Source organism: Pseudomonas cavernae (assembly GCF_003595175.1).
Taxonomy (GTDB): domain Bacteria; phylum Pseudomonadota; class Gammaproteobacteria; order Pseudomonadales; family Pseudomonadaceae; genus Aquipseudomonas; species Aquipseudomonas cavernae.
Genome location: NZ_CP032419.1, coordinates 1,457,181 through 1,470,807 on the forward strand (window position 1 = coordinate 1,457,181; position 13,627 = coordinate 1,470,807).

Consider the following 13,627-nt stretch of genomic DNA (forward strand, 5'->3'; position numbering starts at 1 on the left):
TCGCGCCATGCACCGCCAATTGATTCGGTTCGGGGATCCAGAATCGCGCTGGGCGCTACGCGTTAAGCTGTCGTTTCGCTCGAGGCCCGGTACAATCCGGGCCTTGTCGTTTTTGCGTTTTGCATAGGATCACCATGGCCGTTTCCTTCGTTCATTTGCGTCTGCACACCGAATACTCCCTGGTCGACGGGTTGGTGCGGGTCAAACCCTTGATCAAGGCGACGGCGGCGGCGGGCATGCCGGCGGTGGCGGTGACCGACCAGAGCAACATGTGCTCGCTGGTGAAGTTCTACAAAGCGGCTCAGGGTGCCGGGGTCAAGCCGATCTGTGGCGCCGATATCTGGATGGCCAGCGAGGAGGAGGACGGCCCGCTGAGCCGCCTGACGCTGCTGGTGATGAATGCCAAGGGCTACCGCAACCTCACCGAACTGGTGTCCCGTGGCTGGAGCGACGGCCAGCGCAACGATCAGATCATCATCGAGCGGGCCTGGGTGAAGGAGGCCGCAGAGGGTCTGATCGCCCTGTCCGGTGCCAAGGAAGGGGAGATCGGTCATGCCTTGCTGAGCGGCGATCAGGTCCTGGCCGAACGCTTGCTCGGTGAATGGCAATCGGTGTTTCCCGAGCGTTTCTACCTGGAGGTGCAGCGCACCAGTCGGGTCAACGACGAGGAGCATCTACACGCCGCCGTAGCCCTGGCCGAGCGCTGCGGCGCGCCGCTGGTGGCGACCAACGATGTGCGCTTCATCAAGCAGGGCGACTTCGAGGCCCACGAAACCCGCGTGTGCATCGGCGAGGGGCGCACCCTCGACGACCCGCGCCGCCCGCGCAATTACTCCGACCAGCAGTACCTGAAGTCCCCCGAGGAAATGTGGGAGCTGTTCGGCGACCTGCCCGAGGCGCTGGAAAACACCGTCGAGATCGCCAAGCGCTGCAACATCGAGGTGCAGCTGGGCAAATACTTCCTCCCGGACTTCCCGACGCCGAACGGCATGGGCATCGACGACTACCTGCGCCATGTCTCCTTCGAAGGCCTGGAGGAACGTCTAGCGGTGCTCTGGCCGAAGGACACCACGCCCAACTACGAAGAGAAGCGGCAGATCTACATCGATCGCCTCAACTTCGAGCTGGACATCATCATCCAGATGGGTTTCCCCGGTTACTTCCTTATCGTGATGGACTTCATCAAGTGGGCGAAAAACAACGGCGTGCCGGTCGGCCCCGGCCGCGGCTCGGGTGCCGGTTCGCTGGTCGCCTACGTGCTGAAGATCACCGACCTCGACCCGCTGGCCTACGACCTGCTGTTCGAACGCTTTCTCAACCCCGAGCGGATCTCCATGCCCGACTTCGACGTCGACTTCTGCATGGACGGTCGCGACCGGGTCATCGACTACGTGGCCGAGGCCTACGGGCGCAACGCGGTGAGTCAGATCATCACCTTCGGCACCATGGCGGCCAAGGCGGTGGTGCGCGACGTGGCGCGCGTGCAGGGTAAGTCCTACGGCCTGGCCGATCGCCTGTCGAAGATGATCCCCTTCGAAGTCGGCATGACCCTGGAAAAGGCCTACGAGATGGAGGAACCGCTGCGCGACTTCCTCAAGGTCGACGAGGAAGCGGCGGAAATCTGGGAAATGTCGCTCAAGCTCGAGGGCATCACCCGCGGCACCGGCAAGCACGCCGGCGGTGTGGTGATCGCACCGACCAAGCTCACCGACTTCTCGCCGATCGCCTGCGATGAAGAGGGCGGCGGTCTGGTCACCCAGTTCGACAAGGACGACGTCGAGGCCGCCGGCCTGGTCAAGTTCGACTTCCTCGGCCTGCGCACCCTGACCATCATCAAGTGGGCGATGGAAACCATCAACCGCGAACAGGCCAAGAAGGGCCTGTCCGATCTGAACATCGACTTCATCCCGCTGGACGACAAGCCGACTTACCAGATGCTGCAGAGGGCCGAAACCACGGCCGTGTTCCAGCTCGAATCGCGCGGCATGAAGGAGCTGATCAAGAAGCTCAAGCCGGACTGCCTGGAAGACCTCATCGCTCTGGTGGCGCTGTTCCGCCCCGGCCCGCTGCAGTCGGGCATGGTCGACGACTTCATCAACCGCAAGCACGGCCGCGCCGAGCTGGCCTATCCGCATCCCGACTACCAGTACGACGGCCTCAAACCGGTGCTGGCGCCAACCTACGGCATCATCCTGTATCAGGAGCAGGTGATGCAGATTGCCCAGGTGATGGCCGGCTATACCCTCGGCGGCGCCGACATGCTGCGCCGCGCCATGGGCAAGAAAAAGCCCGAGGAGATGGCCAAACAGCGCGGCGGTTTCATCGAGGGTTGCGCCAACAACGGCATCGATGGCGATCTGGCGGGCAACATCTTCGACCTGGTGGAAAAGTTCGCCGGCTACGGTTTCAACAAGTCGCACTCGGCCGCCTACGGCCTGGTTTCCTACCAGACCGCCTGGCTGAAGACCCACTATCCGTCGCCGTTCATGGCCGCCGTGCTGTCGGCGGATATGCACAACACCGAGAAGGTCGTGACCCTGATCGAGGAGTGTCGCAGCATGAAGCTGCGCATCCTCGCCCCGGACGTGAACAACTCCGAATTCAAGTTCACCGTCGACGACGACGGCCGCATCGTCTACGGCCTCGGCGCGATCAAGGGCGTCGGCGAAGGCCCGGTGGAGGCCATAGTCGAATGCCGCGCCGGCGGACCGTTCAAGGACCTGTTCGACTTCTGCGCGCGGGTCGACCTCAAGCGCATCAACAAGCGCACGCTGGAGGCGCTGATTCGCGGCGGCGCGCTGGATCGCCTGGGGCCGTATTTCTTCGATGAGGTCAAGGCCTACCAGGCCAACATCGACCGCAACCGCGCGGTGCTGCTGGCGGCCATGGAAGAGGCGGTGCAGGCGGCCGAGCAAACCGCCCGCAGTCATGACAGCGGCCACATGGACCTGTTCGGCGGCCTGTTCTCCGAGCCCGAGGCCGATGTCTACGCCAACCACCGCAATGCCCGCGAGCTGTCGCTCAAGGAGCGCCTGAAGGGCGAGAAGGACACCCTCGGCCTGTATCTCACCGGCCACCCGATCGACGAATACGAAGGCGAGGTGCGACGCTTTGCCCGGCAGCGCATCGTCGAGCTGAAGCCGGCGCGAGAGACCCAGACCATCGCCGGGCTGATCGTCAACCTGCGGGTGATGAAGAACAAGAAGGGCGACAAGATGGGCTTTATCACCTTGGATGATCGGTCTGGGCGGATCGAGGCGTCGCTGTTCGCCGACGCCTTCGCCAGCAACCAGGCGCTGCTGCAGAACGACGCCCTGGTGGTGGTCGAGGGCGAGGTCAGCAACGACGATTTTTCCGGTGGCCTGCGCTTGCGTGCCAAGCGCGTGATGAGCCTGGAAGAGGCGCGCACCGGCCTGGCCGAAAGTCTGCGTCTGCGGGTTCAGGGCGAGGCGCTGAAAGGCGACCGGCTGCGCTGGCTCGGCGAGCTGTGCAGCCGCCATCGTGGCGCCTGCCCGCTGACCCTCGACTACACCGGCAGAGAAGCCAAGGCCGTGCTGCAGTTCGGCGACAGCTGGCGGATTGACCCGGCGGACACATTGATTCAGGCATTGCGTGACCAGTTCGGGCGCGACAACGTCTTTCTGCACTACCGCTGAGTTTGCAGCGCATTAGCTGCTATCGGCTGCGAATTTCCGGCGGGGAGCCCGAAACGGCTTACCGCCTAAATGTAGTCTCGACCTGAATGCGCCCGATCCCGTAAGGTAGGGCGTCCAACGGAATCAGCCGCCCGGCCATTTGGCCGTCGACGCAAGACGGATACCTATGAACCCGAACTTCCTCGATTTCGAACAGCCGATCGCTGACCTGCAAGCCAAGATCGAAGAATTGCGCTTGGTAGGGAACGATAACTCGCTGAATATCAGCGATGAAATCGCCCGCCTGCAGGACAAGAGCGACACGCTCACCGCCAGCATCTTCAATGGCCTCAGCAGCTGGCAGATCGCCAAGCTGGCGCGCCATCCGCGGCGGCCTTATACCCTCGATTACATCCAGCACATTTTCACCGAGTTCGAGGAGCTGCATGGCGATCGCCACTTCTCCGACGACCCGGCGATCGTCGGTGGCATCGCGCGCCTGGACGACCAGCCGGTGATGGTCATCGGTCACCAGAAAGGCCGCGAAGTGCGCGAGAAGGTGCGCCGCAACTTCGGCATGCCGCGCCCGGAAGGCTACCGCAAGGCCTGCCGCCTGATGGAAATGGCCGAGCGCTTCAAGATGCCGATCCTGACCTTCATCGATACCCCGGGCGCCTATCCGGGCATCGACGCCGAAGAGCGCGGCCAGAGCGAAGCGATCGCCTGGAACCTGCGGGTCATGTCGCGGCTGAAGACGCCGATCATCGCCACCGTCATCGGCGAAGGCGGCTCCGGCGGCGCCCTGGCGATCGGCGTGTGCGATCAGCTGAACATGCTGCAGTACTCAACCTACGCGGTGATCTCGCCGGAAGGCTGCGCCTCGATCCTCTGGCGCACCGCCGAGAAGGCTCCTGAAGCCGCCGAGGCCATGGGCGTTACCGCCGAGCGTCTGAAGGAGCTGGGTATCGTCGACAAGGTCATCGACGAGCCGTTGGGTGGCGCCCACAGTGCGCCGGTGGTCGCGGCGGCCAGCATCCGTCAGGAGCTGATCAGCCAGCTCAAGGGCCTGCGGAAGCTCGAGACCGACAAGCTGCTGGCGCGTCGCTACGAGCGACTGATGAGCTATGGCATCGCCTGATCTGCGATGGCGTTGATGCAACGGGCCCTCTGGGCCCGTTGTTGCTTTAAGCTTGGCCGATGACCTCTCTGCACTCCCGACTGCTGAACGCCCTGGCGCCCTGGCGCGATGCCCCCGCTTGGCATGTCGCCTTCTCCGGCGGCCTGGACTCCACGGTGCTGCTCCATCTCCTCGCGGTTCTCGCCCGGACTGAGCATCTGCCGCCGCTCTCCGCCATCCATGTCCATCACGGCTTGCTGGCCGCGGCCGACGCCTGGCCGAAGCATTGCCGGCAAGTATGCGCCGGGCTCGGTGTGCCGTTGCAGGTGCGGCATGTCCAGGTTGACCAGGGCGCCAGCCTCGAGCGCGCCGCCCGCGAGGCGCGCTATGCCGCGCTGAGCGCCTGCCTCGGCGCAGGCGAGTTGTTGCTGGTGGCGCAGCATCGTGATGACCAGGCGGAAACCCTGTTGTTCCGTCTGCTGCGAGGCGCCGGCGTGCGCGGCCTGGCTGGCATGCCGGTGAGTCGGGCCTTGGGGCGCGGGACCTTGGTGCGACCGCTGCTGGATTGTTCGCGCGTCGAACTGGAAGCCTATGCGCGCGAACATGGCTTGCGTTGGGTCGAAGATCCGTCGAATGGCGATACAAGGTTGGCGCGCAATCATCTGCGCCGGCTGATCATGCCACGGCTGCATGAGCACTGGCCGCAGGCTGCCAGCACCCTGGCGCGCAGCGCCGCCCATCTGCGCGAGGCGCAGACCCTGCTGGACGAGTTGGCCGTGCAGGATCTGGCCGCGGCGCAAAGCGCGTCGCTGTTCCCCTGGCTGACCCTGCCCTCGCTGGAGCTGGCACCGCTGCTGCGGTTGTCACCGGCCCATCAACGCAATGCCTTGCGCCACTGGCTGGCGGCGCTGACACCGTTGCCGGACAGCGCGCACTGGAGTGGTTGGGAGGATCTCCGCGATGCCGCGGTGGGGGCTCAGCCGATCTGGCGCCTAGGACAGGGTGAACTGCACCGCGCCGGCGGGCGCCTGTGGTGGCTGAGTGGGGGCTGGTTGCGGAAGTCGCCGGCACCGTTGGTCTGGAACGAGCCGCATGGCGCATTGCAACTGCCGGGCAATGGCGTGCTGCGCCTGGCGGGGGCGGTGCCGGCGGGCGAGTTGGAGGTGCGTTATCGCCAGGGCGGCGAAGTGCTGCGCCTGGGCGGGCGGGGGAGTCGCGACCTCAAGCGCCTGCTCAACGAGGCCGGTTTGCCGGTCTTCGTCCGCGGCCGCTTGCCACTGCTGTATCGCGCCGGCGAACTGCTGGCGGTGGCCAATCTGCCGGGCTTGAATGGCGCTGCGGAGGGCACCTGGCAGTTGCTCTGGCAGGTACCGACGAATGACCAAGGTTTGAGCTGAAAGAGCCTTTCCGGTAGACTACGCTCCCGTCTCATATAGCTCTGCGGATTCCTCGGAATCGGCGGGGCTTTCATTTTTGTCAGTAGACATTGTTTTTCAGTAAACATTGTTGGAATGGGCAGGCCCCGGCCTACCTTCGCTTTCCCCGGCGGCGCAGACCGCTTAAACGCAGACTTCTAGGGCTTTTCATGACGCGCTACATATTCGTCACGGGTGGTGTTGTTTCTTCATTGGGGAAAGGCATCGCCTCGGCTTCTTTGGCGGCAATCCTGGAGGCGCGGGGCCTGAAGGTCACGATGCTCAAGCTCGACCCCTACATCAACGTCGATCCGGGCACCATGAGCCCGTTCCAGCACGGTGAGGTGTTCGTCACCCACGACGGCGCCGAGACCGACCTCGATCTGGGGCACTACGAGCGGTTTATCCGCACCACCATGACTCAGAACAACAACTTCACCACCGGCCGTGTCTACGCCGACGTGCTGCGCAAGGAGCGCCGGGGTGACTACCTGGGGGCGACCATCCAGGTCATTCCGCACATCACCGACGAGATCAAACACCGTATCATCAAGGGCGCCGGCGATGCCGATGTGGCCCTGGTCGAGATCGGCGGTACGGTCGGCGACATCGAGTCGCAGCCGTTCCTCGAGGCGATCCGCCAACTGCGCGTTGAAGTCGGCGCCAAGCGCGCCATGCTGATGCACCTGACCCTGGTGCCGTACATCGCCACCGCTGGCGAGACCAAGACCAAACCGACCCAGCACTCGGTGAAGGAACTGCGCTCCATCGGCCTGCAGCCCGATGTGCTGATCTGCCGCTCCGATCATCCGGTCGATGTCTCCTCGCGGCGCAAGATCGCGCTGTTCACCAACGTCGAAGAGCGCGCGGTCATCGCCCTGGAAGACGTCGACACCATCTACAAGATTCCGTCCGTGCTGCACGCCCAAGGCCTGGATGACATCGTCGTCGAGCGTTTCGGCCTGGAGTGCGGCCCCGCCGATCTTTCCGAGTGGGACCGGGTGGTCGACGCCAAGCTGAATCCGGAAAAAGAAGTCACCATCGCCATGGTCGGCAAGTACATGGAGCTGCTGGACGCCTACAAGTCGCTGATCGAGGCGATGAGCCACGCCGGCATCCAGAACCGGACCAAGGTTAACCTGCGCTATATCGACTCGGAAGACATCGAGAATCAGGGCACTGCCCTGCTCGAAGGTGTCGATGCCATCCTGGTGCCCGGCGGTTTCGGCCTGCGTGGTGTGGAAGGCAAAATCAGCACGGTGCAATACGCTCGCGAGAACAAGATTCCCTACCTCGGCATCTGCCTCGGCATGCAGGTCGCGGTCATCGAGTTCGCCCGCAACGTGCTGGGCTGGAGCGATGCCAACTCCACCGAGTTCGACCAGTCCAGCGGTCATCCGGTGGTCGGTCTGATCACCGAATGGCAGGATGCCACCGGCGCTACCGAGGTTCGTACCGAAGCTTCCGATCTCGGCGGCACCATGCGCCTGGGCGCTCAGGATTGCCAGCTGGAGTCCGGCACTAAGGTCCACGATTGCTATCGTCAGGACGTGATCGTCGAACGTCACCGCCATCGCTATGAAGTGAACAACAACCTGCTGCCGAAGCTGCAGGAAGCCGGCCTGAAGATCTCCGGTCGCTCCGGTGATGGCGCCTTGGTGGAAGTCGTGGAAGCGCCCGATCATCCGTGGTTCGTCGCCTGCCAGTTCCACCCGGAGTTCACCTCCACCCCACGTGACGGTCATCCGTTGTTCAGCGGCTTCGTCAACGCCGCCGTGGCGCAGAAAGCGAAGAAGGCCTAAGCGCATGGCACAGAAAATCATCCGCGTTGGCGCTATCGAAATCGCCAACGACAAGCCATTCGTGCTGTTCGGCGGCATGAACGTGCTGGAGTCCCGTGACCTGGCGCTGAAGGTCTGCGAAGAGTACGTCAAGGTCACCGACAAGCTCGGCATCCCCTACGTGTTCAAGGCCAGCTTCGACAAGGCCAATCGTTCCTCGATCAACTCCTTCCGCGGCCCGGGCCTGGAAGAGGGCATGAAGATTTTCGAGGAAGTGAAGAAGACCTTCGGCGTGCCGGTGATCACCGATGTGCACGAGCCGCATCAGGCCGTTCCGGTGGCAGAAGTCTGCGACATCATCCAGTTGCCGGCCTTCCTCTCGCGGCAGACCGACCTGGTGGTGGCGATGGCCAAGACCGGCGCGGTGATCAACATCAAGAAGGCCCAGTTTCTCGCCCCGCAGGAGATGAAACACATCCTCAGCAAGTGCGAGGAGGCCGGCAACGACCGGCTGATCCTCTGCGAGCGTGGTTCCAGCTTCGGTTACAACAACCTGGTGGTGGACATGCTCGGCTTCGGCATCATGAAGCAGTTCAACTACCCGGTGTTCTTCGACGTCACCCATGCCCTGCAGATGCCGGGCGGGCGCGCGGATTCCGCCGGCGGCCGCCGCGCCCAGGTCACCGACCTGGCCAAGGCCGGTATGAGCCAGGGCCTGGCCGGACTGTTTCTCGAGGCCCATCCGGATCCGGACAACGCCAAGTGCGACGGCCCCTGTGCCCTGCGTCTGGACAAGCTGGAGCCGCTCCTCAGCCAGCTCAAGCAGCTGGATGATCTGGTCAAGAGTTTTCCGCCGATTGAGACTGCCTGAGCCGGCATTTCTCCGGTAAAGTGCCGCACGGGCACAAGCTGACTGTTTGGTCAGAAATCTCCGTGCCTCCCCGCGCCACAGGCCGGGCAGCAGCGTTTTCGTCAACTTTTGGAGTGCTAACAAGAATGGCAAAGATCGTCGACATCAAGGGTCGTGAGGTTCTCGACTCCCGTGGCAACCCCACCGTGGAAGCCGATGTGATCCTCGACAATGGCATCGTCGGCAGCGCCTGCGCGCCGTCCGGTGCTTCCACCGGTTCCCGCGAAGCGCTGGAGCTGCGTGATGGCGACAAGAGCCGTTACCTGGGCAAGGGCGTGCTGAAAGCCGTGGCCAACATCAATGGCCCGATCCGCGACCTGCTGTTGGGCAAAGATGCCATCGACCAGAAGGCGCTGGATCACGCGATGATCGCGCTGGACGGTACCGAGAACAAAGGCTCGCTGGGCGCCAACGCCATCCTCGCGGTGTCCCTGGCCGCCGCCAAGGCCGCTGCCCAGGCCAAGGGCGTGCCGCTCTACGCGCACATCGCCGATCTCAACGGTACTCCGGGTCAGTACTCCATGCCGGTGCCGATGATGAACATCATCAACGGCGGCGAGCACGCCGATAACAACGTCGACATCCAGGAGTTCATGGTCCAGCCGGTGGGCGCCAAGAACTTCGCCGACGCCCTGCGCATGGGGGCCGAGATCTTCCATCACCTGAAAGCTGTGCTGAAGGCCCGTGGCCTGAACACCGCCGTCGGTGACGAAGGTGGTTTCGCGCCGAACCTGGCTTCCAACGAAGATGCCCTGGCCGCTATCGCCGAAGCCGTCGCCAACGCTGGCTATAAGCTGGGTGATGACGTCACCCTGGCCCTGGATTGCGCCTCCAGCGAATTCTTCGAAGACGGCAAGTACGACCTGGCCGGTGAAGGCAAGGTGTTCGACGCCGCCGGTTTCGCCGACTACCTGGCCGGCCTGACCCAGCGTTACCCAATCATCTCCATCGAAGACGGTATGGACGAGTCCGACTGGGCCGGCTGGAAAGGCCTGACCGAGAAGATCGGCGCCAAGGTGCAACTGGTCGGCGACGACCTGTTCGTCACCAACACCAAGATCCTCAAGGAAGGCATCGACAAGTCGATCGCCAACTCGATCCTGATCAAGTTCAACCAGATCGGCTCGCTGACTGAGACCCTGGAAGCCATTCAGATGGCCAAGGCCGCCGGCTACACCGCGGTGATTTCGCACCGCTCCGGTGAAACCGAGGACAGCACCATCGCCGACCTCGCCGTGGGTACCGCCGCCGGCCAGATCAAGACTGGCTCTCTGTGCCGTTCCGACCGCGTGTCCAAGTACAACCAACTGCTGCGTATCGAAGAGCAATTGGGCGGAAAGGCACCCTATCGCGGCCGTGCCGAGTTCCGCGGCTGAGCCGGGAATGGTAAAAGGGCAGCGCAAGCTGCCCTTTTTCTATGGATATGTCCGTCTCCATGCGTAGCCCTTACTGGTTGTTCGTCGTGCTGATCCTGCTGCTGGCTGGATTGCAGTACCGTCTTTGGGTGGGTGACGGCAGCCTGGCCCAAGTCAGCAGCTTGAAACGGCAGATTGCCGAGCAGCAAGGTGAGAACGAGCGTCTGCTCGAGCGCAATCGCATCCTCGAGGCGGAAGTCATGGAGCTGAAGCAGGGCATGGAAACCGTCGAAGAGCGTGCCCGCCACGAGCTGGGCATGGTCAAGGACGGCGAAACCCTGTACCAGATCACCGAATGAACAGCGCCACCTTGCCGGCCTTCTGGGCGGTGATTCCCGCCGCGGGCATTGGCGCGCGCATGCGCGCCGACCGACCCAAGCAGTATCTGGAACTGGCCGGGCGGACCATTCTCGAACATACCCTCGACTGTTTTCTCGATCACCCGCGCTTGAAGCGCCTGGTGGTCAGCCTGGCAGTTGACGATCCTTACTGGCCGACCCTGGCCTGTGCCAATGACCCGCGCATCGAACGAGTGGACGGCGGCAGCGAACGCGCCGACTCGGTGCTTAATGCCTTGCTGCGTCTGGGTGAGCTGGGCGCGCAGAGCCACGACTGGGTGCTGGTGCATGATGCGGCGCGACCCAATCTGTCGCCCTCCGATCTTGACCTGCTGTTGGCCGAGCTGGCCAACGATCCGGTCGGCGGCCTGCTCGCCGTGCCGGCGAAAGACACCCTCAAGCGTGCCGGCGCCGATGGCCGGGTGCGCGAGACGGTGGATCGCAGCGTGATCTGGCAGGCCTACACGCCGCAGATGTTTCGCTTCGGCGCCTTGCACCGCGCCTTGGCCGATGCCCTGGTCGCCGAGGTGGCGATCACCGACGAAGCCTCCGCGCTCGAGTGGGCGGGGCAGGCGCCGCGCTTGATCGAGGGGCGCGCCGACAACCTCAAGATCACCCGCCCGGAAGATCTCGACTGGCTGCGCCAGCGCTGGTCCGGCAAGCGCTAAGAGCCTGTCTCGGATCTGCTGCGCGTCGGCGATACGGCGTTAAAAACAGCCTCGGAAAGCCGCTTGCGGCTAACGCGCTTTAGCGCGGCCCGTAGGGCGAGTGAAACGAGTCATGCTCATTTACAACTCGTAAACTGCGCTTCCTCAGCTGTTTTTGCCTTGTCTCGCTCTAGCTCGCGAGATCCGGACAGGCTTTAGGGCCTGCGGCCCGCTCAGTGATACTCCGGCCGCTCGGCCAGCCCTTCCTTGAGACAATCGACCAGTTGCCGCACCTTCGGCGACAGATGGCGTTGCTGCGGATACAGCGCCCATACCGCGGTGTTCGGTGGCTGGTGCTGTTCCAGCAGCGACACCAGCGCGCCGCTGCGCAGGTGTTCGAGTACATAGTAGTCCGGCAGCTGGCACAGGCCGAAGCCGCGCAGGGCGGCGTCCAGCACTGCCTGGCCGCTGTTGCAGCGCCAGTTGCCCTGCACCCGCAGCGACAGTTCGCGTCCCTCCTGCTGGAAGGCCCAGTGATCGGAACTGCCGATCAGGCAGTTGTGCCGGGCCAGCTCCGACAGGCTGTGCGGCCGGCCGTAGCGCTCCAGGTAGTCCGGCGCCGCGCACAGGTGCATGACCCGCGGCGCCAGGCGGGTGGCGACCAGACGCGAGTCCTGTAGGCGGCCGAGGCGAATGGCCAGATCCAGCCCCTCATGCACGAGATCGAGGGTGCGATTGCTCAGTTCGATTTCCACCCGTAGCTGCGGATGAGCAGCCATGAACTGGTTCACCAGCGGCACGATGAAACGCTCGCCATAGGCCACGGCGCAGGTCATGCGCAGCAGGCCCTTGGGTTCGCTGGCCAGGTCGCTGACCGCGCGCAAGGCTTCCTCGCGGGCGTCGAGCAGGCGCTGGCAATGTTGCAGGAAGGTCTGTCCGGCTTCGGTCAGCGCCACCCTGCGCGTGCTGCGGTAGAACAGCCGGGTTTGCAGGCGTTCCTCGAGGCGGGCGATCTGCCGGCTGACATGCGATGACGACAGGCCCAGGCGCTCGGCGGCCGCGGTGAATTGGCCGGATTCGGCCACGGCGACGAACTCGTCCAGTCCTTCCCAGCGATTCATGGATTATCCCCACATGGCAATAATGTTTTGCTTTTCGGCGGATTATTTACCAAAAGCCGGTCAACTACACTCTACGCCAGCCTCAACCCATTGGAGAAAGACGATGATCAAGTCCCGCGCCGCCGTAGCCTTCGCGCCCAACCAGCCGTTGCAAATCGTCGAAGTCGACGTGGCGCCGCCGCAGGCCGGCGAGGTGCTGGTCCGCATCGTAGCCACCGGGGTGTGCCACACCGACGCGTTCACCCTGTCCGGTGCCGACCCGGAGGGCATCTTCCCGGCCATCCTCGGTCACGAGGGCGGTGGTATCGTCGAGGCGGTGGGCGAGGGCGTGACCTCGGTGGCGGTGGGCGATCATGTGATCCCGCTGTACACCCCCGAATGTCGTGAGTGCAAGTTCTGTCTGTCCGGCAAGACCAATCTGTGCCAGAAGATTCGCGCTACCCAGGGCAAGGGTCTGATGCCGGACGGCACCAGTCGCTTCTCTTACCAGGGGCAGCCGATTTATCACTACATGGGCACCTCGACCTTCTCCGAGTACACCGTGCTGCCGGAAATCTCCCTGGCCAAGATCTCCAAGGAGGCGCCGCTGGACAAGGTTTGCCTGCTCGGCTGCGGTGTCACCACCGGCATCGGCGCGGTGCTCAATACCGCCAAGGTGGAGGCGGGCGCCACGGTGGCGATCTTCGGTCTCGGCGGCATCGGCCTGGCGGCGATCATCGGTGCGAGCATGGCCAAAGCCGGTCGGATTATCGCCATCGACATCAACCCGGCCAAGTTCGAGATCGCCAAGCAGTTGGGCGCCACCGATTTCGTCAATCCACAGGAGCATGCCAAGCCGATCCAGGAAGTCATTGTCGAGATGACCGATGGTGGCGTGGATTACAGCTTCGAATGCGTTGGCAACGTGCAACTGATGCGTGCGGCGCTGGAATGTGCACACAAGGGCTGGGGCGAGTCGGTGATCATCGGTGTCGCCGGTGCCGGTCAGGAAATCAGCACCCGGCCGTTCCAGTTGGTCACCGGCCGGGTCTGGCGCGGTTCGGCCTTCGGCGGCGTGCGTGGCCGTACCGAGCTGCCGAGCTACGTGGAGAAGGCGCAGAAGGGCGAGATCCCGCTGGATACCTTCATCACCCACAACCTGCCACTGGACGAGATCAACCAGGCCTTCGACTTGATGCACGAGGGCAAGAGCATCCGTGCGGTGATCCACTACTGATGGTCGTAGTCTGTGCCGTGCGCACCGCCGAT

The 13,627-nt window shown here is 63.8% G+C and carries 10 protein-coding genes; 9 read left to right on the plus strand and 1 reads right to left on the minus strand.

Annotated elements, in window-relative coordinates; all coding sequences use genetic code 11:
- The first annotated feature begins 134 nt into the window (after nucleotides 1–134).
- The 8 genes from dnaE to ispD all read left to right on the plus strand — a co-directional run bounded on the left by dnaE (nucleotide 135) and on the right by ispD (nucleotide 11,279).
- The gene (gene dnaE, locus D3880_RS06710) at nucleotides 135–3,656 is read left to right on the plus strand and encodes a DNA polymerase III subunit alpha (RefSeq protein ID WP_119892713.1); all 3,522 of its coding nucleotides are present in this window, start codon (nucleotides 135–137) and stop codon (nucleotides 3,654–3,656) included.
- A 166-nt stretch (nucleotides 3,657–3,822) separates the two neighbouring features.
- Entirely contained in the window at nucleotides 3,823–4,773 is a 951-nt protein-coding gene (gene accA / locus D3880_RS06715; RefSeq protein ID WP_119892714.1) for an acetyl-CoA carboxylase carboxyl transferase subunit alpha, read from the plus strand.
- Nucleotides 4,774–4,832: 59 nt separating this feature from the next.
- Entirely contained in the window at nucleotides 4,833–6,149 is a 1,317-nt protein-coding gene (tilS, locus tag D3880_RS06720) for a tRNA lysidine(34) synthetase TilS (RefSeq protein ID WP_119892715.1), read from the plus strand.
- A 188-nt stretch (nucleotides 6,150–6,337) separates the two neighbouring features.
- Nucleotides 6,338–7,969, plus strand: a complete 1,632-nt coding sequence (locus D3880_RS06725; protein ID WP_119892716.1) for a CTP synthase — start codon at nucleotides 6,338–6,340, stop codon at nucleotides 7,967–7,969.
- A 4-nt stretch (nucleotides 7,970–7,973) separates the two neighbouring features.
- Complete coding sequence (kdsA, locus tag D3880_RS06730; protein WP_119892717.1) at nucleotides 7,974–8,819, plus strand: 3-deoxy-8-phosphooctulonate synthase; 846 nt, start codon at nucleotides 7,974–7,976, stop codon at nucleotides 8,817–8,819.
- 125 nt (nucleotides 8,820–8,944) lie between these two features.
- Nucleotides 8,945–10,234, plus strand: a complete 1,290-nt coding sequence (gene eno / locus D3880_RS06735; RefSeq protein ID WP_119892718.1) for a phosphopyruvate hydratase — start codon at nucleotides 8,945–8,947, stop codon at nucleotides 10,232–10,234.
- Nucleotides 10,235–10,293: 59 nt separating this feature from the next.
- Nucleotides 10,294–10,572 carry a cell division protein FtsB gene (gene ftsB, locus D3880_RS06740; protein ID WP_119892719.1) on the plus strand — a complete coding sequence of 93 codons (279 nt, stop codon included), beginning with the start codon at nucleotides 10,294–10,296 and terminating at the stop codon, nucleotides 10,570–10,572.
- Complete coding sequence (ispD, locus tag D3880_RS06745) at nucleotides 10,569–11,279, plus strand: 2-C-methyl-D-erythritol 4-phosphate cytidylyltransferase (protein WP_119892720.1); 711 nt, start codon at nucleotides 10,569–10,571, stop codon at nucleotides 11,277–11,279. The genes ftsB and ispD overlap by 4 nt, the downstream gene beginning before the upstream one ends.
- Before the next feature lie 212 nt (nucleotides 11,280–11,491).
- On the opposite strand, the gene D3880_RS06750 is transcribed toward ispD, so the two are convergent.
- Nucleotides 11,492–12,379: a LysR substrate-binding domain-containing protein gene (locus D3880_RS06750; protein WP_119892721.1), complete on the minus strand. Its 888-nt coding sequence runs from the start codon at nucleotides 12,377–12,379 to the stop codon at nucleotides 11,492–11,494.
- A 103-nt stretch (nucleotides 12,380–12,482) separates the two neighbouring features.
- Between D3880_RS06750 and D3880_RS06755 the strand changes: the two genes are divergently transcribed.
- A complete protein-coding gene (locus D3880_RS06755; protein ID WP_119892722.1) occupies nucleotides 12,483–13,595 on the plus strand; it encodes an S-(hydroxymethyl)glutathione dehydrogenase/class III alcohol dehydrogenase in 1,113 nt (370 codons plus the stop codon).
- The last annotated feature ends 32 nt before the right edge of the window (nucleotides 13,596–13,627 follow it).